This is a genomic window from Streptomyces sp. RLB3-17 (genome assembly GCF_007113425.2).
Classification (GTDB): domain Bacteria; phylum Actinomycetota; class Actinomycetes; order Streptomycetales; family Streptomycetaceae; genus Streptomyces; species Streptomyces mirabilis_D.
In genome coordinates, this window is sequence record NZ_CP041610.2 from 5,680,050 (window position 1) to 5,696,221 (window position 16,172).

General features: G+C 69.1%; 15 protein-coding genes. 10 read left to right on the plus strand and 5 right to left on the minus strand.

All coding sequences use genetic code 11. From position 1 onward, the window contains the following. Window positions 1-232: 232 nt before the first annotated feature. The 3 genes from FNV62_RS25825 to FNV62_RS25835 form a co-directional block, all read right to left on the minus strand. Window positions 233-1,453, minus strand: coding sequence for a S53 family peptidase (locus tag FNV62_RS25825; RefSeq protein ID WP_144315654.1), 1,221 nt, complete (start codon window positions 1,451-1,453; stop codon window positions 233-235). A gap of 963 nt (window positions 1,454-2,416) precedes the next feature. Then, the gene (locus FNV62_RS25830; RefSeq protein ID WP_225900370.1) at window positions 2,417-4,825 is read right to left on the minus strand and encodes a bifunctional polysaccharide deacetylase/glycosyltransferase family 2 protein; all 2,409 of its coding nucleotides are present in this window, start codon (window positions 4,823-4,825) and stop codon (window positions 2,417-2,419) included. 14 nt (window positions 4,826-4,839) lie between these two features. After that, a complete protein-coding gene (locus tag FNV62_RS25835) occupies window positions 4,840-5,604 on the minus strand; it encodes a hypothetical protein (protein WP_144315657.1) in 765 nt (254 codons plus the stop codon). Window positions 5,605-6,260: 656 nt separating this feature from the next. On the opposite strand from FNV62_RS25835, the gene FNV62_RS25840 reads away from it, so the two are divergent. From FNV62_RS25840 to FNV62_RS25850, 3 genes are all read left to right on the plus strand, one after another. Next, window positions 6,261-6,893: an RNA polymerase sigma factor gene (locus FNV62_RS25840; RefSeq protein WP_144315658.1), complete on the plus strand. Its 633-nt coding sequence runs from the start codon at window positions 6,261-6,263 to the stop codon at window positions 6,891-6,893. Then, complete coding sequence (locus tag FNV62_RS25845) at window positions 6,890-7,762, plus strand: hypothetical protein (RefSeq protein ID WP_144315659.1); 873 nt, start codon at window positions 6,890-6,892, stop codon at window positions 7,760-7,762. The genes FNV62_RS25840 and FNV62_RS25845 overlap by 4 nt, the downstream gene beginning before the upstream one ends. Before the next feature lie 193 nt (window positions 7,763-7,955). Next, window positions 7,956-8,489, plus strand: coding sequence for an NUDIX hydrolase (locus FNV62_RS25850; protein WP_144315660.1), 534 nt, complete (start codon window positions 7,956-7,958; stop codon window positions 8,487-8,489). Here the strand turns inward: FNV62_RS25850 and FNV62_RS25855 are convergent. After that, complete coding sequence (locus tag FNV62_RS25855; RefSeq protein ID WP_144315661.1) at window positions 8,467-9,807, minus strand: helix-turn-helix domain-containing protein; 1,341 nt, start codon at window positions 9,805-9,807, stop codon at window positions 8,467-8,469. The two genes, FNV62_RS25850 and FNV62_RS25855, sit on opposite strands and share 23 nt — an antisense overlap. A 114-nt stretch (window positions 9,808-9,921) precedes the next feature. On the opposite strand from FNV62_RS25855, the gene FNV62_RS25860 reads away from it, so the two are divergent. The 3 genes from FNV62_RS25860 to FNV62_RS25870 all read left to right on the plus strand — a co-directional run bounded on the left by FNV62_RS25860 (window position 9,922) and on the right by FNV62_RS25870 (window position 11,766). Continuing rightward, complete coding sequence (locus FNV62_RS25860) at window positions 9,922-10,164, plus strand: hypothetical protein (RefSeq protein WP_144315662.1); 243 nt, start codon at window positions 9,922-9,924, stop codon at window positions 10,162-10,164. Window positions 10,165-10,415: 251 nt separating this feature from the next. After that, window positions 10,416-10,859 (plus strand): glycine-rich domain-containing protein, encoded by a 444-nt coding sequence (locus tag FNV62_RS25865; RefSeq protein ID WP_144315663.1) that lies wholly within the window; start codon window positions 10,416-10,418, stop codon window positions 10,857-10,859. A gap of 118 nt (window positions 10,860-10,977) precedes the next feature. Next, window positions 10,978-11,766, plus strand: a complete 789-nt coding sequence (locus FNV62_RS25870) for a protein kinase domain-containing protein (protein WP_413083922.1) — start codon at window positions 10,978-10,980, stop codon at window positions 11,764-11,766. A 933-nt stretch (window positions 11,767-12,699) separates the two neighbouring features. Here FNV62_RS25870 and FNV62_RS25875 read toward each other — a convergent pair. Then, window positions 12,700-13,182 carry a winged helix-turn-helix domain-containing protein gene (locus FNV62_RS25875; protein WP_144315665.1) on the minus strand — a complete coding sequence of 161 codons (483 nt, stop codon included), beginning with the start codon at window positions 13,180-13,182 and terminating at the stop codon, window positions 12,700-12,702. A 170-nt stretch (window positions 13,183-13,352) separates the two neighbouring features. Here FNV62_RS25875 and FNV62_RS25880 point away from each other — a divergent pair, with 170 nt between their 5' ends. The 4 genes from FNV62_RS25880 (at window position 13,353) to FNV62_RS25890 (ending at window position 16,070) form a co-directional block, all read left to right on the plus strand. Next, window positions 13,353-13,703, plus strand: a complete 351-nt coding sequence (locus FNV62_RS25880) for a hypothetical protein (protein WP_054233111.1) — start codon at window positions 13,353-13,355, stop codon at window positions 13,701-13,703. A gap of 83 nt (window positions 13,704-13,786) precedes the next feature. Continuing rightward, window positions 13,787-13,912, plus strand: coding sequence for a hypothetical protein (locus tag FNV62_RS57155; RefSeq protein WP_260691470.1), 126 nt, complete (start codon window positions 13,787-13,789; stop codon window positions 13,910-13,912). Next, window positions 13,909-15,324: an FtsK/SpoIIIE domain-containing protein gene (locus tag FNV62_RS25885; protein WP_144315666.1), complete on the plus strand. Its 1,416-nt coding sequence runs from the start codon at window positions 13,909-13,911 to the stop codon at window positions 15,322-15,324. Before FNV62_RS57155 ends, FNV62_RS25885 begins: the two co-directional genes overlap by 4 nt. A 53-nt stretch (window positions 15,325-15,377) precedes the next feature. Beyond that, the gene (locus FNV62_RS25890; protein WP_144315667.1) at window positions 15,378-16,070 is read left to right on the plus strand and encodes a DUF2637 domain-containing protein; all 693 of its coding nucleotides are present in this window, start codon (window positions 15,378-15,380) and stop codon (window positions 16,068-16,070) included. Window positions 16,071-16,172 lie beyond the last annotated feature (102 nt).

Here is a 16,172-nt window from a genome sequence, read left to right on the forward strand (position 1 = left end):
CTGAGCCCTGTGCCTGCGCCCTCCCGCGACCCCCGTCAAATCTGGGCTTGGTGCCACCACCGAGTGTCCGCACCCGTCCCAGCCCCAGCAAAGGTTCCTGCCGCCTCGACTGCACCAGTCTCAGACACGAGGGGGCCGGGCCCGGTGGCGGAGGACCGGGAGAGCCGTAGCAAGGCGCCCGGCGGTCCTCCGCGTGGTGCACGCTGGCGACCGGCTTACCCCATGGGGAGGCTCAGCCGGTGAATGCCGCCGTGCCGTTCGGTGTGCCGAGCCCGGACGGGCCGTCGTAGCCGGTGGTGCCGGTGCACAGGTATGAGCCGCCGCAGCTGCCGTTGGAGCCGCTGGTGACGTCGTACAGCGCCGAGGTGTGGGCATACGGGAAGGACGCCGGGTAGGAACCGGAGGACGGGGCGCCGGCCAGCGCGTAGACCGCCGCGATCAGCGGGGAGGAGGCGCTGGTACCGCCGAAGACCATCCAGCCGTTGCCCTGGCCGTAGGTGTCGTACACCGCAACACCGGTGTTCGGGTCGGCGACCGCCGAGACGTCCGCGACCGTACGGTTCGCGCAGCCGGAGTCCTTCTGCCAGCTGGGCTTGGCGTCGTACGCGGAGCAGCCGGAGCCCGCCCCGCTCCACACCGTGTCGGCCCAGCCGCGTGCGGTGGAGGCGGTCTTCAGAGACGTACCACCCACCGCCGTCACGTACTTGGACGCCGCCGGGTACTCCACGCCGTAGCCGCCGTCACCCGAGGAGACGGTGATCGCGACGCCCGGGTGGTTGAAGTAGCTGGAGTCGTATGTCGCGTCGCTCGAGGACTCGGAGCCGCCGTAGCTGTTGGAGACGAACTTCGCACCCAGCCTTACGGCGGTGTTCACGGCCGTGCCCAGATTGGTCATGCTGGCCGAGCCGGCCTCCACCAGCAGGATCTTGCAGTTGGGACAGGCCGCGCTGACCATGTCGAGGTCGAGGGAGATCTCCTCGGCCCAGCCGGAGTTGCCCCGCGGGTACTTGGTACCGCCGTTCTGGTCGGTCTTCTTGAAACAGCCGTTGGCCGTGGTGCAGGCGGACAGGCCGTACTGGGAGCGGTAGACGGCGAGGTCGGCCTCGGCGCTCGGGTCGTCATAGGCGTCGACGATTGCCACCGTCTGACCCGAACCGCCGCTCGTGGACGGCAGGTTGTATGCCGACTGCAGCGAGGCGGGGCCGTAGCCGGAGGGAACGGCGGCCGATGTCAGGGCGCTCTCGGCGTGCGCCGAGGCGGGGGTGCCCGCGGTGACCTGAAGGGCGTTGCAGGCCATCACGTCCTTCTTCGTCGAAGCCGCGCAGGCACGGGCGACAGAGACGCCGTGGGACGCGGAGGCGGTGGCCTGGGCCGCGTGGCCGATCGGTGAGGCCAGGGCGAGGGCGGCCGTGGCGAGCGTGGCCACGGCGGTGAGGGAAACGGTTCTGCGCAACGTACGTCCTCCACATGGTGGGTGTACCGGGAAGGGCTGTGGGGGGTGCGCGGTACGGCCGTGGCGCGTGGTGTGCGCCGGGGCCGCGCAGAACGTATAGATGTCGAGGTCACGTCAACAAGGTGGATGTTGAACCGGGGACGTTCCTTTGCCTTTTCTGAGAAATTCCTGTGTCGTTCATGAGTAAGTCATGACCTAGAGTCGACCTGCCCATGGCTTGATCGACCCGGCGGCGGTTCGGCCGGATTCAGTCGGCAACCCCGTTCCGAAGCGAGCCTTTTGAGCCGCACCCGGCACCCCTGCCTGACCTCCTGATCGTGCGTCCGGCAATGAAGGGCCGAGCCTTTCCCGGGGCGATTCAACAACTCAGACCGGAGTGAACGGGGGCTACTTCGCGGAGAAATCGCGGAGCCGAGAACAACTGCACCTTTCGTTCCGGTCTGCGGTCACCGGCCCGGGTGTGGCCGGAACCATCCGCCGACAGGGCGCCTGTGCGTTCGCTTCGAGCAGCCTTGGGATCAGCCCCTGCCGCACCGCGTGCCCTCTTATGAAACTTCGCCGTGCCCTTGTGGCGGCCGCAACGACCGCCGCTGTCGCCCCCGCCGCGTTGACGATGACAACCGTGGCCTACGCCGACGACAGCTCGGCCTCGGCCACTCCCACCGCGAGCGCCAGCTCTTCCACCGCGGCCTCCTCCGCGCCGGTTCACGCCTTCTTCTCCCCGTCCACGCCGCCACCAGCACGAGGAACACCGCGGCGTACACGGTCAGCCCGTTGGAGCCGACAGGGGCGAACACAGGCACGTGGCGCCAGGATCAGGAGGCCGTCGGTGTTGGTGACGGCGATCAGTCCGGTTGCCCGCCCGATGACGCCCAGGTCCACGAGTGGGTGCCCTCCTCCTCGGCAAGGGTGTCCGGTGACGCCGCCGGGAGCCCGTGCCGAACCCCTCGCGAGGCAGAACTGTCAGTACTCGTGGGTGGTGTCGTGGGGTGCGGGCTGGGAAGGCGTCACGTACGGCCATGGCTGTGGGTGAGTTTCGTGCGGCCAGGGGGCCGGGTGGGACGGGTACAGCTCAGGGTCCGGCTGAGACGCGTACGGTCCGGGCCCCGGGACGGCTGCGTACGGTCCGGAATGGGTGACCGCCTCGTACGGTTGCGGCTGCTGAGCGGCCTCGTACGGTTCCGACTGCTCAGGGGCGGCAGTGCGGTTGTCCCCGGAGGGCTCCGCTCCCGCCGGTGCCCGCAGGCTGCCGTAGCGCTCCATGCGCTGCCAGCGGAGTCGTGAGCCCGACACGGCGGTGAAGACGGACTGGATGACCACCAGGTACATCAGCTGGCGGTAGACGAACTGCTGCAGCGGCAGGCTCCACAGCGGGCCGGGCCGCTCGCCGTCCAGGCGGAACGCGTACAGGCCCATGCCGAGTTGCAGGAGAAGGAAGGCGAGCCACAGGGCGGTGATCCGGAGTGGGTCGAGGAAGACCAGGCCGTAGACGGCGAAGACATCGACGACCGGGGCGAGCAGGGGCAGCAGGACCTGGAAGAGGAGGAGGTAGACCAAGCCCCGGCGGCCCAGCTTGCCGGCGGCGCCGCGCTGGATCAGGGCGCCGCGGTGCTTCCACATCGCCTGCAGGGTGCCGTAGCACCAGCGGTACCGCTGGCGCCACAGGGCGTTCAGGGAGGCGGGTGCCTCGGTCCAGGCCACCGCGTGCTCCTCGTACACCACGCGCCAGCCGGCCCGGCACAGTGCCATGGTGAGGTCGGTGTCCTCGGCGAGGGTGACGTCACTGACGCCGCCGAGGGCGAGCAGCGCCCGGCGGCGGAAGGCGCCGACCGCGCCGGGCACGGTCGGCATGCACTCGGCGAGGTCGAACAGGCGGCGGTCGAGGTTGAAGCCGACCACGTACTCGATGTGCTGCCAACGGCCCAGCAGGCCACCGCGGTTGACGACCTTCGCGTTGCCCGAGACGGCACCCACGCGCGGGTCGGCGAAGGGCTGCACGATCGTGCGGACGGTTTCGGGTTCGAAGACCGTGTCGCCGTCGACCATGACCACCAGGTCGCAGGAGGCCGCGGCGAGCCCGGTGTTGAGCGCGGCCGGCTTGCCCGCGTTCTCCTGCCGGATCACCCGCACCCCGGGCAGGCGGAGGGACTCCACCAGGTCGGCGGTGCCGTCGGTGGAGCCGTCGTCCACCACAATGATCTCGACCGGATGGTCCGAGGCGACCAGGGAGCGTACGGCCGCCTCGATTCCGGCGCTCTCGTTGTACGCCGGGACGATGACGCTGACCCGTTCGGTCACCGGCGGCCCCCACGACCTGCCCCGGCGCCCCTTGCGCAGCCGCCGGTGCCGGCGGGCCGCGAACACCATGACCACCGCACGGAGCACACTGATCGCTCCGGCCGCGAACATCAACACACCAAGCAGCCACACGACCCAGCCGCCGGCCTGCAACACCGTGACGAGGGCCATCCCCTGGAGGTGCTCGCCCAGTCCGGCAGGCTGGACGGGGCCGGCCATGCCGACGGCGGCGCCGACCGTCTCGAACCGGAAGCCCCGGGCCTTGAGCCGGGGGATCAGGGTGTTCAGCGCGGCGACGGTCTGGGAGCGGTCGCCGCCGCCGTCGTGCATCAGCAGGATCTGTCCGGCGCGGCCGTGCGGGGTCGCGTTCGCGACGATGCGGTCCGTGCCGGGGCGCTGCCAGTCCTCGGCGTCCTGGGTGGAGAGCACCGTGACGTAGCCCGCCGCGCCAGCCTGCTTCAGGACCGACCAGTCGGCGTCGTTCAGCGCGTCGTTCTCCGACGAGTACGGCGGCCTCAGCAGCGCGGTGGTGACCCCGGCCGCGCCGGCCACCGCGAGCTGGGTCTCGCGCAGCTCCAGCGAGCGCTGCCACGGAGCGAGGCGGGACAGGTCGGGATGGGTGAAGGTGTGGATGCCGATCTCGTGGCCGTCGGCGACGATCCGGCGGACCAGTTCGGGGTGGTCCACGACCTCGGTGCCGACGACGAAGAAGGTCGCCTGCACATGGTTGCGGCGCAGCACGTCGAGGATGCGCGGCGTCCAGACGGGGTTGGGGCCGTCGTCGAAGGTGAGGGCGATGGTGCCGGCCTTCGGGCGGGCGGTGTGCGGGGCGCCGGCGGCGTCCGCGATCACGGGGCCGCCGTGGGTCACCCGGCCGGGCACCGCCTCGGCGCGACCCCGGGGGCCGGTCACGTTGTCCGAGGTGATCCCGAACATGTGGTGGGTGTAGCCCTGCAGCAGCAGGGCGGCCGACAGGGTCACCACGAGCACACACAGCAGCAGCCAATGGGCGCGGGGGGTGAGCCGGCGGGTACGGCTGCGGCGGTGAGGAGCGGTGTGACGGCGATCGGTCACGTCAGGGCCTTGGATCACTTCACGGGCTTGTGGGACGTCCCGAGGGCGCGCCCCTGGGAGGAGGGGGCCGAGGTCGGGGTCGGAGTCGGGGTTGGGCTGGCGGTGGCCGTCGGAGAAGTGGCCCTGGTGGGCGCCGCGGTGGGCCCGGACGTGGCCACGGGGGCGGTCGAGGCTGTCGGCCGCACTGGCGAGGAGGTCCGCTGCGCCGTGGGACCGGACTTGTCGTGCGCCGCGGTGGAGCTCGCGCTCTCTGCCGAGCGGCCGGTGCCGGACGGGGAGTCGGAGGCGGTCACACGGGGCGCGGCCCGGTGTGTGGTGTCCGGCTGCGGGACGAACGGAGCGCTGACGCCGGGGCCGCCCAGCATGGTGCTGATCAGCAAGGCGACATAGCCCCCGGCGGGGATCACCAGCAGCCGGGCGACTCGCAGCACGAGGCGCTGGCGTCGCCCGGAGGAGTCCACGAAGACCGGCCGCATCGGTCCCTTCCCCGGCGTATCCGGGTCCGGCTCGGATTCGAGCGCCGGCACCGGCACGAAGGGGACGGGCTGTGTGTCGGTCTCCGGGGCCGTCACGGTGAGGACGTCGCCATGGGCAGCGTCCCACGCCGTCGGGTGGGGCTGCGTCCACTGCGCAAGCTGCACCGGGTCCCGGGTCAGCGCGGCCGTGTCGCCGCTGTAACCCTCATGGCCGTACTCGCCGTGACCGTAGCCATACCCGTACCCAGCGCCACCGTACGGATCATCGCCGTACGCTTCACCGCTGCCGTTCGTCCACTGCACGAGTCGTGTCCCCTGTCCCGGCCGGCCGACGCGGCCGCCCGCATGGACAGAGCGCGGCGGGCTGAAACTGTTACACCTCACGCACAACTCATGCCTCGGACAGCCACTTCACCGCAGACGGAGGTACGCACTCATGCCAGAAGGAGCGCGGTGGGGCACCTGGGCATCACGCGGGGCGGACGGAACCGGGGTGCGGATCGGACGCCGCCGGTCCCATGAGGGGTGCCTCGGGGCCGGGACCCCGTTCAGTGGTCGAGGCCCCGGCCCCCGTCCCTCTCCGCGCCGCCCACGGGGGGAGTCACGAGCGGCACGGAGAGAGGTCCGGGATGCGCTGCGGCGCTGGCGTCGGCGGAGCGGTCGCTCTTGGCCTGCCCGGCAGCGAACCCGACATTCCCCCAGCGCACAGGCCGCACGAAACGTCACCCGGCCCGGACCGCACCGATCCCGGACCGCACCGATGGCGCTCCGTCTTACACGCATATGTGCGCCGGATCCAGCGGCCGGGGCACGGGGACACCGGCGAGAACGTGGAGAACGGCTGATGCGTTGTGACACTTCCGTGACGGCGGACGCTGAACATCATGGGGCCGTCGATGCGACCGGAGCACGGCGGACGGCATGCACTCGCCATGAACCCGGTACGAACGAGGACAGTCTTGGGCCAGGTACGGCAACCCCGACGCGTACGGGCGCGCGACGGGGAACTGGGCACGGCGGTCGCGCAGGCCCAGGACGGCGACGAGGCCGCCTTCGCGGTTGCCTACCGGATGGTGCAGCCGGGCCTGCTCGGCTATCTGCGCGGCCTGGTCGGCGACGACGCGGAGGACGTGGCCTCCGACGCCTGGCTGGAGATCGCCCGCGACCTCGGACGCTTCAAGGGGGACGGGGCCGGGTTCCGCGGCTGGACCTCGACCATCGCCCGACACCGGGCGCTGGACCATCTGCGCCGCCAGCGCGTACGGCCCCAGGCCGGCGGCACCGACCAGGACGTACTGAATCTGGCCGGCCCGCACAATACTCATGAGCAGGCTCTGGAGTCCCTGTCCACCGAGCGGGCCCTGGAGCTGATCCGCGGGCTGCCGCGGGACCAGGCCGAGGCCGTGCTCCTGCGGGTCGTCGTCGGCCTGGACGGTCCCGCCGCCGCACGCGTCCTCGGCAAGCGCCCGGGAGCGGTACGCACTGCCGCCCACCGGGGCCTGAAACGCCTCGCCCGCCAGCTGGGCATCGGCAACGAGGCCGAGGAGGACGTGACGGATGGGGCTTACCGCGCGCTGGGGAAGTCGGCATGAACGACGTCGGCAGCGGGCAGCCCGGCCCGGCAGGCCGAATGAAAAGAATCTGTGGGACAGGAATGGAAGCGGACATGGGTGAAGGGCTGAGCGACGGCGGAGTTCCGGGCCGTCGACGTGGGCCTGACGACGCCTCGTCCGACCTTCCGAATGTGCGTGACGCCGCCAACCTGGAAACGGTCCTGACCGCCGCCATCCGTACCGCCGATCTCGACTTCCAGGCCGAGCAGCGGGCTGTAGCCGCCTTCCGGTCCGCCCGCGGCGAGGGCGCGCATCGAGCAGCACGTAGCCGGCGCCGGGACGACTGGCGGCCGGCCGAGGAGCGGCGGGCCCGGCGTCCTTTGAAGATGACGTTCGGCGTCGCGTTCGCCAGCCTCACCCTGGGTGGCGTCGCCGTCGCGGCCATCGGTTCCGTGAGCTCCTCCTCCGACAGTGCCGGCGGCGACCGGAGCACTGCGCACCCGTCAGCGCTCGCTCCCGACCGGCCGGGCGGTGCACCCTCGTCGTCCTCCCGGGGCCCCCGGCCGACGGACCGACCGGCCCCCGCCCAGGACACCGAAGCCCACTGCCGCGCCTACGAGCAGGTCCAGGGCCACGGCAAGGCACTCGACGCGAAAGTCTGGCAGCAACTCGTCGCGGCCGCCGGCGGCAAGGCCAAGGTCATCGCCTACTGCTCCGAGCAGTTGACGCGGACGACGGCCACGCCAGGCAGATCGGCCGGTACGGGTAAGTCCGGCGAAGGTGCCACAGGAACCGGAAACAGCACGGAGGGTAAAACCGGCGCATCTGGTAACAACTCCGGCAGCACAAACAACACGGCCGGGAAAGGACGGGCTGGCGGCGGCCAGGGGAGCGGGAAGCGCAAGTAGCCCGCGCCGCAGGGCCCGCGCGGGCGGAGAATCGTGCACACATGCGAACACACCCCCGGTGGCCACCCGAAGAGCTGGCTGAACGCGGCGCCTGTTCGTGCCATCTCGTCAGGATGACGCGAAAAGAGTCGAACCTGCGCTCTCCTCCGGAGCGGTCTGAGATCCTGGAGACCGATCGAGAGGGGCCGCAGGTATGGAGTGGAAGACCCACGGTGAGCGACAGATCTACACGAACAAGTGGGTGAATCTGTGTCTGGTCGACGTCCAGCAGCCTGACGGGCGCAGGTGGGAGTACCACGTCGTTCGGCTCCGGCACCTGGCCGTGGCCGCCGTGGTCAACGATCGCCAAGAGGTCCTGATGATGTGGCGCCACCGCTTCATCACGGACTCGTGGGCCTGGGAGTTGCCCATGGGCCTGGTCGAGGACGGTGAGTCCCCGGAGGAAGCGGCGGCCCGCGAAGTCCTGGAAGAGACAGGCTGGCGTCCTGGCCCCATCAAGCCCCTGATCTACGCCGAGCCGGCCAACGGGATCACCGACTCGCAGCACCATGTCTTCCGCGCCGATGGCGCGACCTACGCCGGACCACCCACGGAGAAGAACGAGTCCGACCGCATCGAGTGGATCCCCCTCAGCGAGGTGCGGGGGATGATCGACCGCCGCGAGATCGTGAGCAGTGGATCCCTCGTCGGTCTCCTGTACCTGCTCATGGATGAAGCGATCCGCTGACCGGTGGGAGGAGCTCCCGTAGCCGCGCCTCGAAGGCCAGGGCTACGGGCTCTTGCCTGTACGGGGCCAACTGGTCGTAGAACTCCCTGAGATGGCCCGACACTCGCTCGGACGCCACCGCCGACGCGGGCACAAGAGCCTGCGTGGCGGTGGCACACGCCTGATCAAGCTTGCCCTGGTCCAACTGCGTACGAGCCAGCCAGAACGCGTGAAACGCACGGCCGCGCTGGTTGGTGCGGTCTTCCCGCCGCAAAGCGTCCGCGATCAAGGGTTCGGCAGTCACTGCTTCGCCCAGTCGGCCGTGGGCGATGCCCGTGTCCACGATGAGCTTCGGCTCATCGAAGTAGTTCACCCATGACGGGTCCGGATCACCTACCCCGATCTGCTCGAAATGGCGGTGCGCTTCCCCGATCGCCCGGTGGGTGGAGTCCCGGTTGCCGAGGGTGGCATGGGCGAACGCTTCGCGCATGGACAGCATCGACAGGACGCGTGGGGTGGTGCCGAGGGCTGAGCGGGCCTGGTCCTGGGCGGCGGTCACGAGTGCCAGAGAGTCCGCGGGCTTGTCCTGGTAGGTCGCCTGCAAGCTCATGCAGGCAAGCACGTTGGCCATGAACTGCCGGTCGTCGCTTTCCTTGGCCAGTTGCAGCGCCTCGGTGAAGTACGCGCGGGCCTGGTTGTACTGGCGGGCGTCGAAGTAGGTCCACCCGGTGAGGCGTGACAGCTCGGCCGCGATTCCGTACAAGCCGTTCTGGATGAACTGCGGTCGGCTCTCCTTCAGGAGCCCGACCACATACCGGAGCTGGCCGACGATAGCCGGCCTCAGAGCTTCGCCGCCGTGCTGATCGTCCCGGCGCCAATAATCTTCGATGGACGACCGGAAGGCTTCGAGTGTGGCGGTGCTGAGGCTTGTTCGGGTGGCCAACGCGAGGATGCTGTCCACGTCTGGCCCCGGTAGAGAAGCGGGTGTCTGCTTCTCTGGCTCCGGCTCTTGCGGTGCCTCGCGCTCGGTGACGACGAGTGCCTGAGGCGTCTCCCAAGATCGTCTGGCAAGCCCGAGCATGTGGCCTGGGATGCGCAAGCCGTCCGCGATGCGTTCGACGACGTCCATGTGGAGCAACTGGCGGCGGCCTGCGATGACTTCACCGACTCGGCTGGGCGTTAGCTCGCATCGCCTGGCGATCATCGACGGGTAGATGCCCGCTCTCGTTTTCACCAGTCGGAAGACTCTGGCGAAGTCCCGTACCCGACACGCATGGAGCATTTCGGGATCGGTGAGCAACCTGGCAGGCAGTTCCTGCGGCCGATCGGCTTCGGGCATTGGGCAAGCTCCCACACTGCGAGGGCTACGCAACGTCGCTGATTCTCTACTTCCCGCGATATTACCCAAGTTGGGTAATCAGCCTGACCTTTTGGCGGCGGCCCCCGGGTCGCGATGCTCCTGTGCATGGCGAGCAATCAGCAGACCAGACCAGGCATCGGTGAAATGGCGAAGGACAGCGCCAGGGGACGTATCGGCGTCGTCATGGGTGAGATCGGCGGCCGTGTTCAGATAAGGCCGATCCGCGGCGGCAAGGAGTGGGATGCCACGCCGGACAACGTGGTGGCGCTCAGTGCGCGAGAGGAACTGAGCGCACGTCTGACCGTGAAGAACGGCAACAGTCGGGCCGGGCTGTGATGCGCGCCATCGGCCGGTACGCCGGGGTCCTGTTCATCATCGGCATCAGCGGTTCGTGCGGCTTGGTGATCGGCATGGCCCTCGGTACCAGCCCGTAGACCGGTCGCCCCCGGACGGGTGCCAACTCCCCGGCTCCCCAACCCGTTCGGGGTCGACCATCCAAGCCCGCTTCCCGGTCGTCTATGAGCCGAGCTCGACGATCAGGGCGGGAGGTAAATGCCCATGCACCACCTCAGACGAGGAGATTGCACATGACGGCAACGGCGAACGATCAGAAGACCGGTCGCGCGGTGGCTGGTGAGGAGCTGTTCGAGAGCCTCGCCCACTTCGTGGTCATCCACAACGGGCAGTCGTCCGAGCGTGCCGAGCGGATCGCGGACCAGGCGGTCGCGTTCCTGGTCACTGCGGCCACCGCCACCGTGCCCATGGTCCCCTCGGACGATGTGGATCTCGGCCTCCACGCACTCATCCTGCACACGAAGGAGTACGCCGAGCTGTGCGAGAAGTACGCGGGCCGCTTCCTGCACCACAGCCCGATGCCGGGCGGAGGGGCCCGTGATCCTGAGAAGGTCGCCGCCTCGGCACACGCCATGAAGGCGGCCGGGTTCACGGTCTTCGACGACCTCTGGACCGTCAACGGCACGAACCTCGCGCAGTGCGACTCGGACTGTGGCCGACCGTACGGTCGGGCGTAGCACACGACAACAGCGATGCGGCCGGCCTCGACTCGTGGTCGGCCGCGTTCGCTCGGAAGGAGAAGAGACGTTGCCCGGCTCAACCGCTGAACTGCCGATCGTGGTGCTCGACGCGCTCATGCCCACGGCTCAGCACCTGGTCATCAACCGTCGGGGCTCCACGGTCTGGGAGGTGGAGAGCCCTCGGGGCCACTACGCCGTGAAGCTCGGCTATCCGATCGAGGCCACCGCCGACTGGCCTGCCCAGCCCTGGACCGCGCTCGCGCCCGCACGCGAGGGCGCCGTGCTGCATCGCCTCGGCTTCGATGAGATCGCGTACGGCGAATGGGAGCGCGGAACGTGGAACTTCCAGCCGTGGCATGAAGGGCCGGACCTGTACAGGCTGTGGGAGCCATGCCGTGGGCGAGACTCGTCCATCGCACCGCACACCAGCGTGGCGCTGGGATGTGTGGAAGCGCTGGCCGAGCTCCACGCGAAGGGCTGGGCACACGGTGACGTGCAGCCCGCGCACTTCATCATCGGGCCGGGACGGACGCACCTCATCGACCTCGCCCTTGCCCGGGGCGGACACGTGCCTGAGGGGTACGACTTCCCGTTCCGCGGCTGCCTCGTCCACTACGAGGCACCGGAGATCGCGCGCAGCGTGCTCGCCACCGGTGAAGCCGAGCCGACGCAGGAAGCCGACATTTACGCGCTCGGCGCCTCCCTGCTCATCTCTGCCACAGGCTGGCGGGCGGTCGAGTACCCGGACGACGCTCCGCGCCCTGTGCAGCGCGAAGCGGTGGCGAACGGTCGGCGTCGTCCCGTGAAGGTGCCCGGTGAGCTGGGCGAGCTGATCGACGCGATGCTCAGCCATGCTCCTGAGGATCGCCCGACGATCTACGAGGTGGGCAAGGCCCTGAGCTGATCTCGAAGCCCCGGTTTATCCGGAGCCGCTCACGCGGCGAAAGCCAACAACAAAAGACCGGACCACCCCTCAGCCTGGACAGCATTCCGGGTGGTCCGGTCGTGGAATCCCTGATCAGGACCCCGGTGCCGATGGTACCGGGGTGGTCGGCGTGCTCGGATGCGGGTGCGGCTACAACCCTGGCTTTCTGTTGTCGAGTTGGAGAGGACGACCCTTGCAGTACGGCCGACGGCAAAACGGTTCTGACCTCAGCCACCGAAAGTCAGCCATAGCGGTGGGTGCGCCGAACGAGCACCCGTCACGTGTGTCTCCAGCAACCCCGTACCGGCCTCAGCCACGCTTCCCGAATACGTCACAGACCGCACCCCTTCCGGCCTGCGCGTTGTCGACCCACGCACGGTGCTTGGCGCAGCCTCGGGTCCCGGTTGCAGAACGGCGGCCGATGGGACGGTGTCGTCGCTCTCAGCGCGGCTCGGCATGGTCCTGGTGCTCGGGCTGGTCGGGTTGCTTCCTGCTCTGGCCGTCCTCCTTGGCGGTGTTGCGCGCTGAGTGGCCGGGGGCCGCCGGAGCGGTGGCGGAGACAGGGAGCGGCGGCGGCCCGTGGCCGCCAGCGCGCGCGGACCGCCGTAGGCGGTCCGCCTTGATCCAGTAAAGAAACTCTGAACAGCCCACAGGGCAGTGGTCGATCAACCTGAGAGACCCGCGGATGCCGTGGGCAAGCCCCCGGTTCGAGCAAGCGCGGTACGGAACGACGGCACGGCGGCAAGCGGGGAGCGATGACCGAGCACATACCGGACAACGAAATGGGGTTGACCAGCATTCACGTCGGGGACACGGATCAGATGGCCGCGCTGATCGGGGAGATGCGGGCCATGGTCGGCCGCCTCAGCAGGGAGACCAAGGAGTTGCGAGAGGAAGTGGCCCAGCTCAGGACTACGGCTTCGCCTGCTGAGCAGCCTTCAGCTCCTCGACCTCACGGCGCAGCTCCTGATGATCAGCGCTGAGGGCACGGATCTCGTCGCGTAGCGCCGTGAGCATTTCAGTGAGGGTGGCCCCGGCGGCTTCGGCGTCGTCGGGTCCTCCTTCCCCGTGTTGCTCCTGGTGGGGCTTACCGTCCTTGTTCGCCAAGTACCAGGCCGGAGCGTTGTAGTTCGCGGAGAGCTCGCCGCCGGCATCGTGGTCTGCGACGAAGCTGCCCCGGCCGTGGATCGTGTAGATCAAGCCGTCATCGCGCAGCACGTTGAGCGCGGCCCTCGCGGTCATGTTGGCGACGCCAAAGCGTTCCTGTAGCTCGCGAATGGACGGCATCTGCTCGCCCGGCTTGATCCGCCCCTGCAAGATGTCGCGCCGAAGCTCGTCGGCAGCGTGCTGATACGGCGGCCGGCGGTCTTGCTTGCTCTCTGGCGCGGGGCTCATGGCCCAAGAGTAGCGATTCCTAGCACCCCTAGCACACCCCACTGACATAGGTGGCCTATGTCAGCTGATACCTAGCTCACCCGATTCACTTGACACTGCTAGGTCAGCTATGTTCAATGGTGATCACGCCCCGCCGCCCTGGTGGAGCGCAATCGAAAGGATCAACTCCCATGGCACGCATCCGTGTTGGCCTGCTCCCTACCTCGTCGTTCATGGTCGGCACCCTGCCGGTGCCGAAGTACGCGGACCAGGAGAAGACGCAGTTCGCAACCGATCGTGAGACCGGCGCGAAGCTCTACACGATCACCCTCTTCTTCATGGAGGAGGACCGTGCCGAGGCTCTGAAGATCACCGTTCCGGAGACCGGTCTGCCCAACGGCCTTCGGCCGGGTGTCCCGGTCATGCCGGTCGAACTGTTCGCCACCCCGTGGGCGCGGATCTTCAACGGCTCGCTCTCGGACGGCATCGCCTACCGCGCGGGTCGGCTGGACCTGGTGTCCCCGACGTCTGAGGCGGCGTGAGCGGCACGGCTCACCGGTCCGGCGCTGAGCGCAGCTACCCGCTGCCTCACGCCGGGCCGGATGCCCGGTTCACCGAATCGCTCGTGAACTCGGTAGCGGCCGTGCTCGTCGGCTACGGCTACCCCCGCCTCGACGTCTCGGCGGATCGGGCGGCCCTCGAATCGGCCCTCGTGGCCTTCCTCTACAACCCGTTGGAGAAGCGCATATGAAGGATCCGAACACCCCGGCGGAAGGCGTCCTCGGCTACGGCCCGCTCGTCGTCGATCTGGCGCTTGCCGTGCTCGTCGGATGGGCGGTGTGGTGGGTGGTCCGCTACCTGCGCGCCGACGCCATGACCCGGCAGTCGATCCGGCAGGCCGTACGTGTGCGGTGGGGCTGGAAGCGTCTCGCACCGATGCTCAAGCTGTCGGCCACGGACAAGACCCCGACCGCACTGGCGTCGCTGGCGAACACGAACGGCAAGCCCATCAAGCCACGCGTCCTCATACCCGCTTTGAGGGTGAAGCACGACGCATACGGAGTGATCGCGCGGGCGAACTGCCTGCCCGGTGTGGGGCTCGAACAATTCCAGAGGGCGGCCCCGCACCTCGCGGACGCGTGGCGCTGCACACGGGTCGCAGTCACCCAGGACAAGCCTGGGCAGCTCCTCATCCGCGGTGTGCGACTCGATCCGCTGAAGTTCCCCACCGAGCACCACCCCACAGGTGAAGTGCCGGACGAGACAGCCCGATGGGATCTGGGCCTGGACGAGTACGCACAGCCTGTGTCGGTGAACCTCACGCAGGTGCCCGGCGTGACCGTGGCCGGCCTTCCCGGCTTCGGTAAGACCAGCCTGGTCAACCGGCTCCTCTCGGACTGGGCGCCCTCGTGTGCGGTGCAGTTCGCCTGCGCGGACGGCAAGGTGTCAGCTGCGTACGAAGGCGACTATGCCGACTGGGTCCAGCGCATGTTCGCCTTCGTGGGCGACGACCTGGAAGAGGCCAACAGGCTGTTCCGTCGGCTGGTGGAGCTGCGGCGCGCACGGTCCGCGTCGGTGCGCATGGTGCTCGGAGTGAAGTCCATATGGGACATCGGCCCGTCCGACCGCTGGCCGCTCGTCGTGCTGATCGTCGACGAAGCCCACACCTACTTCCGCGACCACAAGGGGAGCGACCCGAAGACCAAAAAGCTCGCCGCGTTGGCTGCCGAGAACGCCCGGCTCGTCGAGGACCTGGTGAAGAAGGGCCGTTCCGTTGGCCTGCTCGTCATCCTCACCACCCAGAAGTCCACCGGTGACGCGATCCCGACCTTCATCCGCGACGTGTGCCCCGTGGGCCTGAGCTTCGCGCAGAAGACCGCCGAAGCCGCCGTGGCCGCGCTCGGCGAGGAGATCCGGGAATGGCCGGACGCCAACCCGATCAACCTCCAGGACCCCACCTATGTCGGCGTCGCGTCCATGAACCACCAGTCCCAGCCCGGCTTCACTCGCATCCGCACGCCGTACGTGCCGGACGCGGACGCGGCCCGCGTCGCCGAGCAGACCGCACACCTCACCGCCGACCCTTACACCCTCCTCGAATCCGTCCTCGGCTCTCCCGTGGGACACCTGGACCTGATCAAGGCCGACGCCGAAGTGGCCTGACCGACCGACCTGCACGTTCACGACGCCAAGCGAAAGAAAGGAGGTGAACACCCATGACAGAGGACCGGATCACTCAGCGCACCATCACCGCCGTCATGATCGTCATCGCCGCGCTGGCGTTCGTCTTCTCGTTCGGCAACGTCTGGTCCCTCGCTCTGCGCCTGGGCGTCCCCGGCCCGATCGCACCGCTCATCGCTCCGATGGTGGACCTGTCCGTGGTCGGTCTCCTGGTCGCTCTGCGCTATCTCTCCCTGCGCGGCCTGCCCGCCGAACAGATGACGGCTGCGACCCGTCTGATGCACTTCTCCGGCTTGCTGACCCTGGCCCTCAACGTCGCCGAACCCATAGTCGCCGGACACTACGGTCGCGCCGCCGTTGACGCGGTGGCTCCGCTGCTCCTCCTCGGCTGGGGCGCGGTCGGCCCTCAGCTCCTGCGCGCCTTCCACATCGTTGCGCGCCCCGCAGAAGCGGCGCCCTCGCCGGACGAGATCAAGTCGGAGCCTGAGACAGCCTCTGACACAGCCCTCCCTGCGGTGCCGCTCACCATTCCGGCCCCGGTCACTCCTCACATCGCCCCGGCTCCCGCCTCGCCTGCGGTGAAGGTGCCTGAGCCGCTACTGACCGAAGCCCGCTCCATCGCCACGTCCCACCACACCGAGCACGGCGAACCCATCACGGCGGCTCAGCTCAAGATGCGACTCGGCATCGGCCTGCCCATGGCCACCGCGCTTCACGCCGCCCTGTAGGGCCGCCCCCTTCCGCCGCCCTTCCCGCACCTCCCAGCCTCGCCCGCCCCTGGGCCCGATCCGCCATGCCTGCGGGCAGCAGCCCGAGCGCACTGAATCGCT

Coding starts and splice junctions, on each gene's coding strand:
- FNV62_RS25885 (WP_144315666.1), top strand. CDS start 13,909: ATGAAGGATCCGAACACCCCGGCGGAAGGCGTCCTCGGCTACGGCCCG.
- FNV62_RS25875 (WP_144315665.1), bottom strand. CDS start 13,182: ATGAGCCCCGCGCCAGAGAGCAAGCAAGACCGCCGGCCGCCGTATCAG.
- FNV62_RS25890 (WP_144315667.1), top strand. CDS start 15,378: ATGACAGAGGACCGGATCACTCAGCGCACCATCACCGCCGTCATGATC.
- FNV62_RS25860 (WP_144315662.1), top strand. CDS start 9,922: ATGCTCCTGTGCATGGCGAGCAATCAGCAGACCAGACCAGGCATCGGT.
- FNV62_RS25870 (WP_413083922.1), top strand. CDS start 10,978: ATGCCCACGGCTCAGCACCTGGTCATCAACCGTCGGGGCTCCACGGTC.
- FNV62_RS25850 (WP_144315660.1), top strand. CDS start 7,956: ATGGAGTGGAAGACCCACGGTGAGCGACAGATCTACACGAACAAGTGG.
- FNV62_RS25845 (WP_144315659.1), top strand. CDS start 6,890: ATGAACGACGTCGGCAGCGGGCAGCCCGGCCCGGCAGGCCGAATGAAA.
- FNV62_RS25865 (WP_144315663.1), top strand. CDS start 10,416: ATGACGGCAACGGCGAACGATCAGAAGACCGGTCGCGCGGTGGCTGGT.
- FNV62_RS25855 (WP_144315661.1), bottom strand. CDS start 9,807: ATGCCCGAAGCCGATCGGCCGCAGGAACTGCCTGCCAGGTTGCTCACC.
- FNV62_RS25880 (WP_054233111.1), top strand. CDS start 13,353: ATGGCACGCATCCGTGTTGGCCTGCTCCCTACCTCGTCGTTCATGGTC.